Below are 15831 nucleotides of genomic sequence, written 5' to 3' on the forward strand. Positions count from 1 at the left end.
TCAGATACTTGGCCGCTCAGTCACGCGTTACCGGCAGGTGGTTGCCTTCCCAGGCCCGGATGCCACCCTTCATATGCACGGCCGTATCGCCATTTGCCGCCAGCTTCTCTGCCGCGATACCGGAACGACGGTCGGACTGGCAGTAGAGGATGCGCTCGGCACCTTGCGGATCGGGCAGGGTGGCTGGATCGAATTGATCGACCGGAATATTGATCGCCCCTTCGATGTGGCCATCCGCAAACTCTTCCGGCGTGCGCACGTCGATAAGCTGGATTGCGTCACCGGCATCAAGCCGCAGCGCGAGCGCCTTGGGCTCGATCAGGAGAACGCCAGCCTCGTCCTGGGGCGATCCGGCGTCCGCATCGGTTGGTGCGCCCGCAGAGCAGGCGGCGAGCACGCCCGCCGCCGCTACTGCAAGGAGCGACCGTGCGATCAAGCCGCTGCCAGGTTGCGCAGGACGTACTGGAGGATACCGCCGTTGCGGTAATATTCCATCTCGTTCGCCGTATCGATGCGGCACAGCGCGGTGAAGGTGAATGTCGATCCGTCCTCACGGGTCACATCGACTTCGATATCCTGGCCCGGCTTCAGATCGGCCAGCCCTGTGATCGAGAAGCTGTCCGTCGCAGTCAGGCCGAGCGAAGCGCGGGTTTCGCCATCCTTGAACTGCACCGGAAGCACGCCCATGCCGACGAGGTTCGAACGGTGGATGCGCTCGAAACTTTCGACGATAACCGCGCGAACGCCCAGAAGGATGGTGCCTTTGGCCGCCCAGTCGCGGCTTGAGCCAGTGCCATATTCCTTGCCGGCGATGACCACCAGAGGCGTTCCATCGGCCTTGTGCTTCATGGCGGCGTCGTAGATCGCCATCTGCTCGCCATTGTAGGTGGTGTAACCACCTTCGACGCCCGGAACCATTTCGTTCTTGATCCGGATGTTGGCAAAGGTGCCGCGCATCATCACGTCGTGATTGCCGCGACGCGAACCGTAGGAGTTGAAGTCCTGCTTCGAGACCTGATGGCTCTTCAGGTATTCGCCGGCCGGGCTGTCTTCCTTGATCGAACCGGCAGGCGAGATGTGATCGGTCGTTACCGAATCCCCGAGGATTGCCAGCGGTTTCGCACCGGCGATATCCGTGACCGGCGCAGGCTCCATGCCCATGCCTTCGAAATACGGCGGGCTCGCTACATAGGTGCTGGTCGGGTTCCAGCTGTAGGTATCCGACGCCTCGACATTGATCGCCTGCCAGTGCTCGTCGCCCTTGTAGACGTCGGCATAGCGGGTGACGAACATTTCGCGGTCGATATTGGCCGCGCGATGCTCGCGCACCTCTTCGTTGGTCGGCCAGATGTCGGCCAGCATCACGTCATTGCCGTTCTGATCCTGGCCGATCGGCGTGTCGGTGATGTCTTCCGTCACCGTGCCCTTGAGGGCGTAAGCGACCACGAGCGGCGGGCTGGCGAGGAAGTTCGCGCGCACGTCGGGCGATACGCGGCCTTCGAAATTGCGGTTGCCCGAAAGGACGGACGCCGCAACGATATCGTTGCCGTTGATCGCCTTGGAGATCGGCGGAGCGAGGGGGCCCGAATTGCCGATGCAGGTGGTGCAGCCATAACCGACGAGATCGAACCCGAGCGCGTCGAGATCGGTCTGCAGGCCGCTCTTCTCGAGATAGTCGGTGACGACCTGCGATCCGGGGGCCAGCGACGTCTTGACCCAGGGCTTCGGCTTCAGGCCCTTTTCATTAGCCTTCTTGGCCACGAGGCCGGCTGCGATCAGCACATCGGGGTTCGACGTGTTGGTACAGCTGGTGATGGCAGCAATGACAACGTCGCCGTCGCCGATGTCATGGTCCTTGCCGTCGACCTCGACACGCGCCGGCTTGTCCTTCTTGTACACCGTGGCGAGATCGCTGTTGAACAGCTCGTCCACCTGCGGCAGCGCGACGCGGTCCTGCGGGCGCTTGGGCCCGGCAAGGCTGGGCACGACCTTCGCGATGTCGAGTTCGAGTGTCTTGGTGAAGACCGGCTCGTTCTCGGGGGTGAACCACATGCCCTGTTCTTTCGAATAGGCTTCGACCAGCGCGATCGTTTCTTCGTCGCGCCCGGTCAGGCGCATGTATTCGAGGGTCTTCTCGTCGATGCCGAAGAAGCCGCAGGTTGCGCCATATTCAGGCGCCATGTTGGCGATCGTCGCGCGATCGGCGAGCGTGAGGTTGGCGACGCCTTCGCCGTAGAATTCCACGAACCGCCCGACCACGCCGACTTCGCGCAGCATCTGAACGCAGGTCAGCACCAGGTCGGTGGCGGTCACGCCTTCCGCCATGGCGCCGGTCAGCTTGAAGCCGACGACTTCGGGGATGAGCATGGAAACCGGCTGGCCGAGCATTCCGGCTTCGGCTTCGATACCGCCGACGCCCCAGCCCAGCACACCGAGACCGTTGATCATGGTGGTGTGGCTGTCCGTGCCGACGCAGGTGTCGGGATAGGCGACCAGCTTGCCATCATCGCCTTCGGACGACCACACGCCCTTGCCCAGATATTCCAGGTTCACCTGGTGGCAGATGCCGGTACCCGGGGGCACTGCGGTAAAGTTCCGGAAGCTCTTCGAACCCCATTTGAGGAAGTCGTAGCGTTCCGCGTTACGGGCGTATTCGAGTTCGACGTTCTTTTCGAACGCCTTGGGGTGGCCGAATTCGTCGACCATGACCGAGTGGTCGATCACCAGATTGACCGGAACCTGCGGATTGATCTTGGACGTTTCGCCGCCCAGCTTGCTGATGGCGTCACGCATTGCGGCAAGGTCCACCACGCAGGGGACGCCGGTGAAATCCTGCAGCAGCACGCGTGCCGGGCGATACTGGATTTCCTTGCCGGTGGCGGGGTTCTTCTGCCAGTCCGCGATCGCTTGCGCATCGTCGGTGGACACGGTGAAGCCGCCATCTTCGAAGCGGAGCATGTTCTCGAGCAGGACCTTCAGGCTGAAGGGCAGCTTCGACACGTCGCCGATTGTCTTCTCCGCCTTGGCGAAGGAGTAATAGGCGTAATCCTTGCCGTTCACGGTGAGGGTTGAGCGGGTTCCGAGCGTGTCCTTGCCGACCTGAGTCATGCGCGCGTCTGTCCTTTCAGTTGAGAGCCGTCATCTGACCAATGGACAGAGCGGCAGAATGTGCCGCGCACCTGCGCTGAACCTGCGCAAAAATCAAGTGCGCGGCAGGGTGGTGTGCGGCTTTGACGGAACTTCGCGCAGCTTTCTCTGGTTATTAAGGCTAAATCATGGCAATAAGGCCGTATTGGCCAAAAGGCTGAATGAGGGAGTTTCACATGTCTCCGCTATCGGATGCGGGCGAACGCTCACGTGGTCCGCTTCGTTTTGCAGTAATCGCTGCCGCGCTTGGCATTGTCGGTTGCTTTGCTGCTGCTTTCACTTTTGCAGACGGGCCCGCCCAGGCTGGCGAGACCGAGCGATCTACCGAACAGCGACCAAGCCGCTAGGGAACCTCTGGCACGATCGCGACGCGACGTTTCCGGGTCGCTACCCAACATGATGTGATGATAATTGCGGTGCCGATGGTCGTCGGCATGGTCAGCGGTTCGGCGAAGAACAGCCAGCCGAACAGCGATGCCCACAAGAAGCCCGAATATTCCAGCGGCACCAGCACCTGCGCTTCGGCGCGCGCATAAGCCCAGGCAAGACCCATCGCCCCGGCCACGGTCAGGAAGGCAGCAGCGGCCAGATCGCCCAATATTTCCAGGTTTGGCATTTCGAACAGGAACGGCGCCGCCAGCCCCAGGATGATTACCGATACCCCGGAGTGGAAGGTCGCGATTTCGGCGGGCCCGGCAACCTGCGATTGCCGCCGGATCAGTATGAAACTGTAGGCATAGAGCAACGCGGACGCCAGGATCGATGTGAGCCCCAGCGCCGTGTCGGCATCGAAATCCGCCTGGCCGATCTTGCCGCCGATAATGATCAGTGTGCCGATAAAGCCGAGGATAGAGGCATAGATTGCCTCTCGCCGGATCGCCTCGCCCAGCATTACGCGCGCAAGATAGAGCGCGATCAGCGGTGCCACGAAACTGATCGCAATCGCTTCGGCCAGCGGCAGTTTGGTGATCGCGTAAAAGAACGTCAGCGCCATGAATGTCGCTATGACCGAGCGCTGCAGATGAAGTTTGAGTACCTCGGGACGCGGCGAGCGGGCGCGGCCGCGCACAAGCCATAGCGGAAGCGCAATGCCGGTTGCAATGACCGAACGCAGCCATGCTGCCGTCAGCGCACCCACCGCCAGGGCCGCGCTTTTCATGAAGGCGTCCATCAGGGACAGGCAGGCGACCGCGAACGCAGCCGCAAAGACTGGCAGCAAGGCATGGTCCCGGTTCATCGCCACGCCCTATGCGCCCTTTCTGCTATAGTCACCGACAATTCAGGCCTGCGAAAGAAGGGATATTGGATTAGCCCTGTGCATTGGGCTATTATCCGGCCAAACGCGCTGAACGGCGCGGGGCGCATCTGGTAGGACTTATGACACGTTTTCGTTTGATTTTCGGTACTGCAATGGGGGCGGCCCTTTGCGCGACTTCTGTCCTGGCTCAGGACAACGCGCCGGAAAACCTCGTCCCTCCCGAACCGGCCAAGGTGACGGAAAAGCTTCCCGATTACCGCAATAAAGCCCCGCAGCAGCCTGCTACGCCAAGTGTCGATGAAAGCTTCGACGATATCCGCACATCGTCGCGCGAAATCGTCCAGCAGCTTCCTGTCTATGTTCGCGAATGGTCCGTTCCACAGGCGAAAAAACTGCTCGCGTTCATCCCCACGGTGGAGGCCGAAGGCCTGTCGCCCGCCGATTATCGTGCCGACGAGCTTTCCGCAGCGATTGCAAACGGTCCCGGCACCGCGCTCAATGAAACAGCCAGCGAGATTTTCGTATGGCTGGTGGAAGACCTGCGCGACGGACGCACCCCTATGGACGCTCGCCGTCAATGGTTTGTCGTGGATCCCGATCCCGACGTCCTGCCTTCGGATCGCTTGCTCCTGACGGCTGTAGAGACGGGCGATATTGCCGGTACGCTGACCGCACTCAACCCGGTATCGCCCGACTATGCGCGGCTGAAGGAAGAACTCGCCAAAACGACCGATCCGGCCAAGCGCAAGCTGATCCGCGCCAACATGGATCGCTGGCGCTGGCTGGGGCGCGATCTTGGCAAGCAATATCTGCTGACCAACGTGCCCGAATATCAGCTTCGCCTCACGGTAAATAACAAGATCATCAAGAACTACCGCGTGGTAGTGGGCAAGCCCGGACGTACCGCGACGCCTCAGCTGGCCGAAATGGTCGAGGCCGTGATCTTCAATCCCACCTGGACGGTTCCGCAGTCCATCGTGAAGGGTGAAGGTCTGGGTGCGAAGGTACTCAACAATCCGGGGTGGGCGCGTGCCAACGGATACAAAGCGACCAAGGGCGCCAACGGCTGGGTAACCGTCGTTCAGCAGCCGGGACCGGGCAATTCGCTCGGTCTGATGAAGCTCGATATGCCTAACGAACACGCGATCTTCCTGCATGATACGCCGGCCAAGGCGTTGTTCAATCAGGACAGCCGCGCCCTCAGTCACGGCTGTATCCGGGTGCAGGGCGCTCGCGAACTGGCGATGACCATGTCGATGCTCGGTAATGCCGCCAATCGTGACGAATTGCCGGCAATTCAGCAGGAAGTGTCTGAAATCACCGCCGGCAGGGAATACACGCGCTATCCGATGGCGAAGCAGTGGCCGGTCTACATCACTTATTTCACCTACGGGGTGGATGTGAACGGAAACCTGACGAAGTTTGCCGACATATATGATCGTGATGCGCCGGTTCTCGCGGCACTGGACGCTCCGCGCCAGAGCGATCGTGCACGTCAGACAAGCGAAGAAGTGGTCGAAATCGTCGACGACCTGCAGACCAGCTGACGCCGCCTAGAACGCGCCGGGATTGGTCCGTTCGTAGGTTCCGCCATATTCGTTACGCAGCAGATCGTATTGCGCGATCGGCGGCGTAACGGTGGTGCCGTCTTCCGCCAGACCGTAACTGCCACATACCAGCAGGCGCCCCCCGGCAAGATCGATCAACGCGCGGTCGAACTGGTCCGGCCCCATGGCAAAGCATCCGTTGGACCGCCCGAGGCGACCGTATCGTTCGACATGCTCAGGCGTCGCATAATTTGCCTTGTGCATGACGATCGCACGGGGGAGGGCGTTGGAGTTGGTCGGGTCGAGGCCGTCCAGTCGTATCGACGTGCCATATCGGCCGACATACCAGCTGCGGGTCATGAAGGCGCCGCGGCTCGATGCTTCGCTGCCTTCGATGTTGGAATACCGTTTCAGCCAGCCGTCGTGTTCGCTATCCGAACCCGTGCCATGGCTGACGTGATAGCTTGCCACCCGTTCGTTCTCGAGGTCTACGAAATGGAAGCGTCGCCGGGCCGAATGCAGTCCGAAATCTGCGATGGCGACGATGTCCTTGCGCCAGATATTTCCGCCGACCCTGGCCAGTTCTTCGCGGGCGATGTCCATAAGCTTGGCATCGCGCGTGGCAGTGGGATTCCACTGTGCGAACAGTCGGCTCGGTAGGGCTACGGCTGCGCCGGCGGCCAGCGATCCTTTGAGAAGGTCCCGTCGTTTCATGTCGGTCACCCTATCAGCACGGTTCTGGCCGCGCCATGAACATTGCGCCGGAACGAAAGACCTATTCGCCAAGCACCATTTTGTCGTGTTCGATCCGGACCGGCTGAATGGTCGAAAGGTAACTTTGACCCAAAAGCGATGTGTCCAGGCCTTCGGGCACGATGATCGCACTGACATTATTCGCCTCGTGCCCGTTCAGCGAAATATGATCGAGCGTGAGTGCGACCCCGAAAACCGGACCGGATGCGCCGCGCGCGATAGGCCGGACATCGGCAGCCGACCAGTGCAATCCTGCCGCGCGGGCATCGGCGCCAGTCAGTGCCACGACGCTGGCCCCAGTATCGATCAGGAAATGGATCCGCGAATTGTTGACCATGGCATCGGCATAGAAATGTCCATCGCCTGCGCGGGCGAGTTCCGTCGTGCCAGCCACCCATGATGCGTAGTCGAGCGTTTCGGGCTTCGGCTGCTCACGCGCAAAATCCCTGGCCGTGGTTTTGTCAGTGGGTTCGGCGTTCGCGCTGTGCGTCGCCGCATCGAACGCACCTCCGGGAACGAAGGCACTGCCGATGAAAGCCAGTACTGCAACGGCAAGAAGGGCGGCCTCACGCATAAACGCAAGGATGGCCGATCAAGCTTAATTTCGTGTAAAGCGGGTTACTCCGCCGCTTCCCTGGCATGCGGATCGAAGGCTACGGCTTCGCCCGCCTCGATCTGGGCGGCTTTGGTTTCGACGAGGCGGACGATGTGGTCGAGCATGTCGTCGCTTTTCACATGATGATCGGTCACGCCCGACAGATAGACCATGTGCTTGCCATTACCGCCGCCGGTAATGCCGATGTCGGTTTCCCGAGCCTCGCCCGGGCCGTTCACGACACAGCCGAGCACCGACAGGCTCATCGGCGTCTTGATATGTTCGAGCCGCTTCTCCAGCGTTTCGACCGTACGGATCACATCGAAGCCCTGGCGCGAACAACTGGGGCAGGAGACGACCCGCACGCCGCGGGTACGCAGGCCCAGGCTCTTGAGGATTTCGTAGCCGACCTTCACTTCCTGCTCGGGCTCTGCCGAAAGCGAAACGCGGATCGTATCGCCGATACCGGCCCACAGAAGGCTGCCGATCCCGATGGAGCTTTTCACTGTCCCGCCCACGAGACCGCCCGCTTCGGTAATGCCCAGATGCAAGGGGCAATCCACCGCGTCCGCGAGGCCGTGATAGGCCGCCGCTGCCAGGAACACGTCGCTGGCTTTGACGGCCACCTTGAATTCGTGGAAATCGTGATCCTGCAGCAGCTTGATATGGTCGAGCGCACTCTCGATCAGCGCTTCGGGGCATGGTTCGCCATATTTCTCGAGCAGGTCCTTCTCGAGACTGCCCGCATTGACGCCAATGCGGATCGCGCAGCCATTGGCCTTGGCTGCGCGGACGACTTCGGCGACGCGTTCGGACGAACCGATGTTTCCGGGATTGATGCGCAGGCACGCTGCGCCCTTGTCCGCCGCTTCCAGCGCCCGTTTGTAATGGAAATGGATGTCGGCGACGATCGGAACGTTGGCCGCCTTGGTGATCTTGTCGAAATGTTCGGTCGCTTCCGCCGTCGGGCATGACACGCGGATGATGTCCGCGCCGGCATCCTCGCAGCGGCGGATCTGGTCGATCGTCGCGCCCACATCCTCGGTCGGCGTGTTGGTCATGGTCTGCACGGTGATCGGCGCATCGCCCCCCACGGGGACATTGCCGACCATGATCTGGCGGGACTGGCGGCGCATGATATCGCGCCATGGGCGTACGGAGGACATGACACGGATATAGTCGCCCGATCATTAAGGGGCAATGACAGCGGCGGCTCCTTGTTGCATGATGGGCCGATGAGTCAGGAAACCGATGCCGCCGACACCGATACTCCCCTGCTGTTCGGGCGTGTGCTCGATGGAACGGGCAGCGCACGGACGATCCACTGGGACGAGGTCCAAAGCTGGCAACCGTCCACTCCCGACGAAGTGCTCTGGATCCACATTTGCCGCACTCGGGATGGCGTGAAGGACTGGCTCGAAGATCATCTCCGGATTCCCGAGCCCACCGCAGAACTGCTGACCAGCGACCAGACCCGGCCGCGCGCGTTTCGCGAAGGCACCAATCTGGTCGGCACGCTCAGGGGGATCAACTTCAACCCGGGCGCAGAGCCGGAAGACATGATCTCCATGCAGTTCTGGTGCGACGGAAGACGGCTGGTGACGCTGCGCCGTCATCCCCTCCAGACACCGCGCGAAATCGTATCGTTGCTCGATCGCGGTGAAGGCCCGCCAGACGCGGGCGCCACCATAACGCTGCTCGCCGAACTGCTAATCACCCGCATGAGCCAGTCCATCGTCGATATGAACGAGGTTCTCGATCTTCTGGAAGACGACGATCCCGACGAGCACGCGGATCAGATGCTCACCAAGATCTCGAGCATTCGTCGCAATTCGCTCGCCCTCAAGCGGCACATGGCCCCGCAACACGAGGCACTCGAACAGATCAGCCGCGATGCACCAGCCTGGTTCGAGGATCACGATCGGCGCGAGATAGCCGAAAGCATCGCGCGCCTGCGTCGCTATCTGGACGATATCGATATCAGCAAGGAGAGCGCGGTTGTCCTGCAGGACGAACTGCGCGCGCGCAGCCTCGCCAGCAGCGAACACGCAACCTACATGCTTACGATCGTGGCGGGCATCTTCCTGCCACTGAGCTTCCTGACTGGCCTCCTTGGCATCAACGTGGGAGGCATGCCGGGCATGAATAACCCGGAGGCTTTCTGGGCTGTCGTCGCTTTGTGCGCGTTGCTCTTCGTAGGGCTGCTCGTCGTCTTTCGACGCCTGCGTTGGCTCTGATGCGTTCGCGGGGGCGGCCCGCAACGGGGTGACGCCATACCGGCTATTTCCCGACGAGACTGAATAGGAAAAGGACGCGGAGTGGTTGGCCCCGCGTCCTTTGCGTGTATTCAAGAAAGGTCGGCTGGATCAGGCGCCCGGCGGCAAGGGATCGGTCGACTTCGACGCAGCCTTGCGACGCGGTGTCGGCGTTGGCGCAGAACTAGTTCCGCCCAGATCGTTATCCATCTGCTCAAGCTTCCGTGCGGCCCAGTCGCGACCGCCAAGGCCGAAGGCCAGAGCGCCTGCGACAGACACGCCGGCAATCAGGATCGTCAGCGCATTGGCCGGAATCATACCGCCAATGCCGGTAAACTGCAGGCCCATGAAGACGAACAGGATGATCGTTGCCCATCGCACGATGGTCGCCGCGGTCGTTCCGCCTGCATCGCCCGCAATAAGGCGGGCAAGCAGATTGGCGATCAGGAAGCCAAAGGCGATGACCACCGCTCCGAAGATGACCCGTCCGCCCAATTCGAGGAGCTGGTCGAGGATCGCCGTCAGTTCGGGAAAGCCGAGCAGCCTCGTCGCCGCGATGGCGAAGAACAGCAGGATCGCAACCTGGGCGACGCGGGCGATGATTGCCGATGCTGTGGTGCCCTCGGTGATAAGACCGCTTTCCGCCAATGCCCTATCGACGCCAAGCCCCGGAAGAACTTCCTTCAGGATCTGCACGACGAACTTGCTGATCAGATAACCGATGCCCAGCAGAACGGCGGCCCCGATTATGTTGGGAATGGCCGAGAAGATCATTTCGAGCATGCGCGATGCAGGGTTGCTGATCGATTCGATACCGAGCTGCTCAAGCGCTGCAATAGCAACGGGAATTGCGATCAGGACGTAGACGATCGTGCCGATGGTTTTGCTGATGGCGGGGTTGCCGGTGACATTGTCGACCCCGCCGCGATTGGCCCATTTGTCGAAGTCGACGGTCTGCAAGGTCGTGACCACAAGGTCGCGCGCAATTCGTGCGACCATCATGCCGATGAAGAAAATGAGTCCCGCCCAAAGAAGGTTAGGTAGAAATGCCACGACATTCTGAAGCAGGCTGTCGATCGGTCCGGACACGCCGCCGAGATCGAGGATGTTGAGAATGACCAGCAGGCCGAACAGCCAGATCAGTAGGCTGACGATTTTCCCAAGGGATTCTCCTAGCGACTGGCCGTTACCGGTTCCGCGTCTGAAGAAATCCACAGTGTCGACGAGCTTGGCGAATGCCCATTTAGCCGCGCGTGCGGCAAGCCAAGTCACGACAAGCGCGATCAGGGCGAGAAGAATTTTCTCCCCCAGATCCATCGCCAACTGTTCGTTGAAACGATAACGGTCGAAAATCATCAAGCCTCTCCCCGTTGGTGCTCGGTCGGACGAGCGTATCATGCCGAGCCGCGTGAACAAAATCGGTCGAGGGGTTGAGTGGATAACTGCGGCTGCTATCCCATTCCCATGAGTGGATTTTTCGCGCCCCTGGTCCGTTTGCTGGCCGCATTTTCAATCGTTCTGTCCATGCCCGCAGCGGCACAGGAAGATGGGCGGTGGTCGATCGCCATCCACGGCGGTGCCGGGACCATCGCGCGCGATAACATGACGCCGGAACAGGATGCAGCCTATCGCGAAGCGCTGCGCAAGGCACTCGACGCCGGCGCCAAGGTCCTACGGGAAGGCGGCACGGCGATGGATGCGATCCAAGCCGCAATTGAGCCTATGGAAGACGATCCGTTATTCAATGCCGGGCGCGGTGCGGTGTTCACCTGGGACGGAGATATCGAGCTGGACGCATCGATTATGGACGGGCGCACACGCGATGCAGGCGCAATCGCCGGGGTGCGCGGGATCAGGCATCCGATCCAGCTTGCGCGCAAGGTGATGACCGACAGCCCGCATGTCATGCTTTCCGGCGAAGGCGCGGAGACATTCGCGGCGGAGCAGGGGATCGAAAACATGCCCAGCGAATGGTTCGAAACCGAGCGCCGGCGGGAATCGCTCGAACGCATGAAGGCAGAAAAGCTTTCGGCGATAGACGTCGACGTCAAGTTCGGCACCGTCGGGGCAGTGGCTCTCGACCAGGATGGCAATATGGCGGCAGGTACGTCGACCGGCGGAATGACCGGAAAGCGCTGGGGTCGCATCGGCGATGCACCCATCATCGGCGCAGGAACCTATGCCGACAATCGCAGCTGTGCAGTGTCTGCGACAGGGTGGGGTGAATTCTTCATTCGCGCTGGCGTCGCCCGGATGATTTGCGCGCGTATCGACCTCGGAGGTGAGGACGCGCAACTCGCAGCGGATACGGTCATCGCCGAAGTAAAAGAAATGGGCGGTGACGGCGGCGTCATCGTAGTGGATCGCAGCGGCGCCGCGCTATTCTCGATGAATACCAGCGGCATGTATCGCGGTCGTGCGACCAGCGAAGGCTCGTCCGAAGTGGCGATCTACGCCGACGAATAGAGCTGTCATGATTGAAGCGGCGGATTAAAACCGGCTGAAGTCGGTCTCTACCCGCGTTTGCGGACCTGCGCATAGCTGCCGAGCAGTCTGACGCCATTGGTCTGGAAGGCCAGCTCTTCGAGCGCCGCATCGACCCGCGCTTCGCCCGGCGCGCCCTCGATATCTGCAAAGAACTGCGTGGCCGCGAAGCTGGCGCCTTTCTGGTAACTTTCGAGCTTGGTCATGTTCACGCCATTGGTCGCGAAACAACCGAGCGCCTTGTAGAGCGCGGCTGGAATGTTCTTCACTTCGAAAATGAAGGTGGTCATCGCCTGGGCGCCGGCAAGGTTGGCCGGATCCAGTGAATCTTTGGCCAGAACGACAAAGCGGGTCGTGTTGTCGGGAGCATCTTCGACTTCCCGCTCCACGATCTCGAGGCCGTAAAGGTCTGCTGCCAGTGACGGGGCGATCGCAGCGACATTGGTCTTTCCGCTTTCCGCAACGAAGGCAGCGGCACCTGCCGTGTCTGCATGGCTAAGGCCGACGATCCCGCGGTCTGACAGGAATTTATGAGACTGGCCGAGCGCTTGCGGATGGCTATAGGCGGCCTCGAATGGTCCCTTGCCCAGTGCCATCAGGCAATGCGTTATGCGCATGAAATGTTCTGCCACTATCGACAGGCCACTTTCGGGAAGCAGGAAGTGAATATCGGCCACCCGGCCATGCTGGCTGTTTTCGATCGGGATCATGGCGCAACCCGCTACGCCATTTTCAACCGCGTCCAGCGCATCTTCGAAGCTGAAACAGGGCAGGGGCAGTGCATCGGGTGCAAATTGCATCGCCGCCTGATGCGAATTGGAACCCGGCGCCCCTCCAAAAGCAATCGCCTGTCCGGGCTGCTCCGCCGCAGCGGAGCGCATCGAATCGACAAGGGCGAGGGCAGGTTTGGCGAACTGACGCATGATGTCCGGCGCGTTAAGGCGGCCTTTCTCGCGCATCAAGCGCTATTGCTGCTTGCGCACTTGCGAAAGCCCGCCTTGCACACTAGAGCGGCGCGCAACCATCAGACCAACCGATTTTCGCCGGGTATTTTACGTAATGGATGATCGTTTCAACACCGCCGCGGGCTGGGTCCTCTTCGCAGGGATCGTTGCGCTCGGAGGTTCCATCGTTTCAGGCATGTATTTCACTGCGGATAAGCATGCGCATGTCGAAGAGCCGGGCTTTTTCATCGAGGGCGTAGCCGAAGATGGTGGTGCCGATGCCGGGCCCGATCTCGGCACCTTGCTTGCCAGTGCCGATGCGGCAGCCGGCGAAAAGGTTTTTGCGAAGTGCACGGCTTGCCACACCATCGAACAGGGCGGTGCAAATGGCATCGGTCCGAACCTTTACGGCGTCATGGGCGAAACGATCGGCACGGGGCACGGCGGGTTCGCCTTCTCCAGCGCGCTTAGCGATCATGGCGGAACCTGGACTTGGGAAAATATGGATGCTTGGCTGACCAGCCCTCGTGCATTCGCCAACGGCACCAAGATGAGCTTCGCTGGTCTGTCCAAGCCGGAAGATCGCGCCAACGTCATGGAATATCTGGCAGCCAACGGCGGTGCTCCGGCCAAGCCGGCCCCTGTAGCTCCCGAGGCCGACGAAGCTGACGATGCTGTGGACCTTGGCGGCGAAACGCCCACCGATGCCGAAGCCGCGGGCGCGATGGCAGCCGATGAACCGGTTGCGGCGGACAATGCCGCTACGGAGGCTGGCGGCGTCAAGCCGGGCGCATAAGCCCGGAACAGTCTACGGTAAGTAAGGGCCCCGCTTCTGCGGGGCCTTTTCATTTGTGCTTCAGCCCTTGAACCCCTGCGCGATGACATACCATTCGCTCGAGCCTTTCCGGCTAGCCGGGGGCTTGGCATGCTTCACCGTCCTGAAGTGTTTCTTGAGCAGCGTCAGCAGATCATTATCGGTACCGCCAGCCAGAACCTTGGCGAGGAATGTGCCGTTGGGCGCCAGATTTTCGACCGCGAACCATGCGCCAGCTTCGACTAGGCCCATCGTTCGCAGGTGATCCGTCTGTTTGTGGCCGACCGTATTGGCGGCCATGTCGCTCATTACCAGATCGGCCTTTCCGCCCAGAGCTTCTTCCAGGACCGCCGGTGCAGTGTCATCCATGAAATCCATCTGGAAAATGGTAACGCCTTCGATTGGCTCGACCTCCAGCAGATCGATGCCGACCACATGCGCCTTGGGCTTTACCTTGCGCACGACCTGGCTCCATCCGCCCGGCGCAATGCCGAGGTCTACGACCCGTTCGATGCCCTTGAGCAAACCGAACTTTTCGTCCAGCTCGATCAGTTTGTAAGCGGCACGGCTGCGATAACCTTCGGCCTTGGCCTGTTTGACGTAAGGATCGTTGAGTTGTCGCTGCAGCCACCGGGTCGAACTCGCGGTGCGTTTTTTTGCAGTTCGCACGCGCGTTTCGCGGTCTTTTCCTGACCTAGACATCCTGTTCTCGCATTCTTTGCACAGTTGCGCGGCTGCGGTCGCCTTCTACATCGGCGGCGATCAGGCTGCGCAAGATACCCTCGCGAATTCCCCTGTCGGCAACACCGAGTTGCTCTGCCGGCCAGATGTCGAGAATGGATTCGAGAATAGCACATCCGGCGATGACCAGATTCGCTCGGTCGTCGCCGATACAAGGCAAGCGTTTCCGGTCCGGGCCGCTCATGCGTGAGAGGCGGTTGGAAATGTCGCGCATGGCGATCGACGGAACGATCAGGCCGTCGACCGCGCGGCGGTCGTACTGGGGCAGTTCCAGATGCAGACTGGCAAGGGTGGTCACGGTGCCGCTCGTACCCAAAAGGCGGATCGGCTCGGTCGAACGCGTGTAATCGCGGATGCGTTCGGCGAATTCGGCGAAGCTGCGCCCCACTGTGCGGCGCATGTTCATGTAACGATCGAGCCGCAGGTCGTGCGTCTCGTCCGATCCAGCGACCGTGTCGGTAAGCGACACGACGCCCCAGGGCACGCTCAGCCAATCCAGGATGCGGGGCACCTTTTCGCCCGGTTGAACCAGAACCAGTTCCGTGGAGCCACCGCCGATATCGAAGATGATAGCCGGGCCGTTACCTTCTTCCAGCAGGACGTGGCACCCTAGAACCGCGAGCCGGGCCTCTTCCTGGGCTGAAATGATGTCGAGCATGATGCCGGTTTCGCGCTTCACGCGCCTGATGAAGGCCGGCCCGTTCGATGCTCTGCGGCAGGCCTCCGTCGCTACGGAACGCGCCAGACGAACATTGCGGCGGCGCAGCTTTTCCGCGCAAACGTGCAGCGCGGCCAGAGTGCGTTCCATTGCTTCATCGGAAAGCTTGCCACTTGCGGCGAGACCTTCGCCCAACCTTACGACGCGGCTGAAAGCGTCGATCACGGTGAAATTTTCGCCCGAAGGGCGCGCTATCAGAAGGCGGCAATTGTTGGTCCCAAGATCCAGTGCAGCATAGGCCTGTTTGCGCGGAAGCTGCCCCGTTTGATCGTGCAATTTGGACGTTGGCCGGGATACAAAACCGCCATCGCGGCGCGGCGCATTGCGCCTGTCGCCTTGCTTGGCTTCGGGCCGGGAGGGGCGCTTGTAGCGGAAATCGGCTACCTTGCCGGACTTGCCGCCCCGTTGTGTCCCGTGCCCTCTTGTCGTGTCCGGCGGAGAATGATCCGCCATTTCGAGAGCTTTCTTTTTTCCTCCCGCATAAACCACCGTACGCGGGGACTTGACCGAGATGCTAGCGGTGAACAGTTGGCAGGGCAAGGGCACCCGTCTTGCACGGGGTTGACCTTGTTCCG

Annotated in this window: 15 protein-coding genes; 5 read left to right on the plus strand and 10 right to left on the minus strand. The window is 61.1% G+C overall.

The annotated features are described in order from the left end of the window. Positions 1–16: 16 nt before the first annotated feature. Together ACIGGE_RS07445 and acnA are read right to left on the minus strand one after the other, a co-directional pair. On the minus strand, positions 17–436 hold the full coding sequence (locus ACIGGE_RS07445) for a rhodanese-like domain-containing protein (RefSeq protein WP_397489840.1): 420 nt from the start codon (positions 434–436) through the stop codon (positions 17–19). Continuing rightward, on the minus strand, positions 433–3108 hold the full coding sequence (acnA, locus tag ACIGGE_RS07450; RefSeq protein ID WP_397489841.1) for an aconitate hydratase AcnA: 2676 nt from the start codon (positions 3106–3108) through the stop codon (positions 433–435). Before acnA ends, ACIGGE_RS07445 begins: the two co-directional genes overlap by 4 nt. A 215-nt stretch (positions 3109–3323) precedes the next feature. Here acnA and ACIGGE_RS07455 point away from each other — a divergent pair, with 215 nt between their 5' ends. Next, entirely contained in the window at positions 3324–3494 is a 171-nt protein-coding gene (locus ACIGGE_RS07455; protein ID WP_196847718.1) for a hypothetical protein, read from the plus strand. Here ACIGGE_RS07455 and ACIGGE_RS07460 read toward each other — a convergent pair. Further along, a complete protein-coding gene (locus ACIGGE_RS07460; RefSeq protein ID WP_397489842.1) occupies positions 3491–4384 on the minus strand; it encodes a DMT family transporter in 894 nt (297 codons plus the stop codon). The genes ACIGGE_RS07455 and ACIGGE_RS07460 overlap by 4 nt on opposite strands. A gap of 140 nt (positions 4385–4524) precedes the next feature. Here ACIGGE_RS07460 and ACIGGE_RS07465 point away from each other — a divergent pair, with 140 nt between their 5' ends. Continuing rightward, entirely contained in the window at positions 4525–5952 is a 1428-nt protein-coding gene (locus ACIGGE_RS07465) for a L,D-transpeptidase family protein (protein ID WP_222828389.1), read from the plus strand. A gap of 6 nt (positions 5953–5958) precedes the next feature. Here ACIGGE_RS07465 and ACIGGE_RS07470 read toward each other — a convergent pair whose 3' ends face one another. From ACIGGE_RS07470 to ispG, 3 genes are all read right to left on the minus strand, one after another. Beyond that, positions 5959–6666: a murein L,D-transpeptidase catalytic domain-containing protein gene (locus ACIGGE_RS07470; RefSeq protein WP_103024600.1), complete on the minus strand. Its 708-nt coding sequence runs from the start codon at positions 6664–6666 to the stop codon at positions 5959–5961. Between the two features lie 61 nt (positions 6667–6727). Beyond that, positions 6728–7279 carry a TIGR02281 family clan AA aspartic protease gene (locus ACIGGE_RS07475; protein WP_397489843.1) on the minus strand — a complete coding sequence of 184 codons (552 nt, stop codon included), beginning with the start codon at positions 7277–7279 and terminating at the stop codon, positions 6728–6730. A 44-nt stretch (positions 7280–7323) separates the two neighbouring features. After that, positions 7324–8466 (minus strand): flavodoxin-dependent (E)-4-hydroxy-3-methylbut-2-enyl-diphosphate synthase, encoded by a 1143-nt coding sequence (gene ispG, locus ACIGGE_RS07480; protein ID WP_397489844.1) that lies wholly within the window; start codon positions 8464–8466, stop codon positions 7324–7326. 69 nt (positions 8467–8535) lie between these two features. Between ispG and ACIGGE_RS07485 the strand changes: the two genes are divergently transcribed. Continuing rightward, entirely contained in the window at positions 8536–9537 is a 1002-nt protein-coding gene (locus ACIGGE_RS07485) for a zinc transporter ZntB (protein ID WP_397489845.1), read from the plus strand. Between the two features lie 129 nt (positions 9538–9666). Here ACIGGE_RS07485 and ACIGGE_RS07490 read toward each other — a convergent pair whose 3' ends face one another. Beyond that, positions 9667–10911, minus strand: coding sequence for a mechanosensitive ion channel (locus ACIGGE_RS07490; protein WP_397489846.1), 1245 nt, complete (start codon positions 10909–10911; stop codon positions 9667–9669). A 108-nt stretch (positions 10912–11019) separates the two neighbouring features. Here ACIGGE_RS07490 and ACIGGE_RS07495 point away from each other — a divergent pair, with 108 nt between their 5' ends. After that, positions 11020–12021, plus strand: a complete 1002-nt coding sequence (locus tag ACIGGE_RS07495; protein ID WP_397489847.1) for an isoaspartyl peptidase/L-asparaginase family protein — start codon at positions 11020–11022, stop codon at positions 12019–12021. Positions 12022–12068: 47 nt separating this feature from the next. Here the strand turns inward: ACIGGE_RS07495 and ACIGGE_RS07500 are convergent, their stop codons facing one another. After that, positions 12069–12962 (minus strand): prephenate dehydratase, encoded by an 894-nt coding sequence (locus ACIGGE_RS07500; protein ID WP_397489942.1) that lies wholly within the window; start codon positions 12960–12962, stop codon positions 12069–12071. A gap of 136 nt (positions 12963–13098) precedes the next feature. Here ACIGGE_RS07500 and ACIGGE_RS07505 point away from each other — a divergent pair, with 136 nt between their 5' ends. Then, positions 13099–13779, plus strand: coding sequence for a cytochrome c family protein (locus tag ACIGGE_RS07505; RefSeq protein WP_103024541.1), 681 nt, complete (start codon positions 13099–13101; stop codon positions 13777–13779). A gap of 60 nt (positions 13780–13839) precedes the next feature. Here the strand turns inward: ACIGGE_RS07505 and ACIGGE_RS07510 are convergent, their stop codons facing one another. Together ACIGGE_RS07510 and ACIGGE_RS07515 are read right to left on the minus strand one after the other, a co-directional pair. Continuing rightward, positions 13840–14499 (minus strand): RlmE family RNA methyltransferase, encoded by a 660-nt coding sequence (locus ACIGGE_RS07510; protein ID WP_196847727.1) that lies wholly within the window; start codon positions 14497–14499, stop codon positions 13840–13842. Next, positions 14492–15709 (minus strand): Ppx/GppA phosphatase family protein, encoded by a 1218-nt coding sequence (locus ACIGGE_RS07515; protein ID WP_397489848.1) that lies wholly within the window; start codon positions 15707–15709, stop codon positions 14492–14494. Before ACIGGE_RS07515 ends, ACIGGE_RS07510 begins: the two co-directional genes overlap by 8 nt. Positions 15710–15831 lie beyond the last annotated feature (122 nt).

It is taken from the genome of Qipengyuania sp. NPDC077410, from assembly GCF_044543405.1.
In the GTDB taxonomy this organism is placed as follows: domain Bacteria; phylum Pseudomonadota; class Alphaproteobacteria; order Sphingomonadales; family Sphingomonadaceae; genus Qipengyuania; species Qipengyuania pacifica.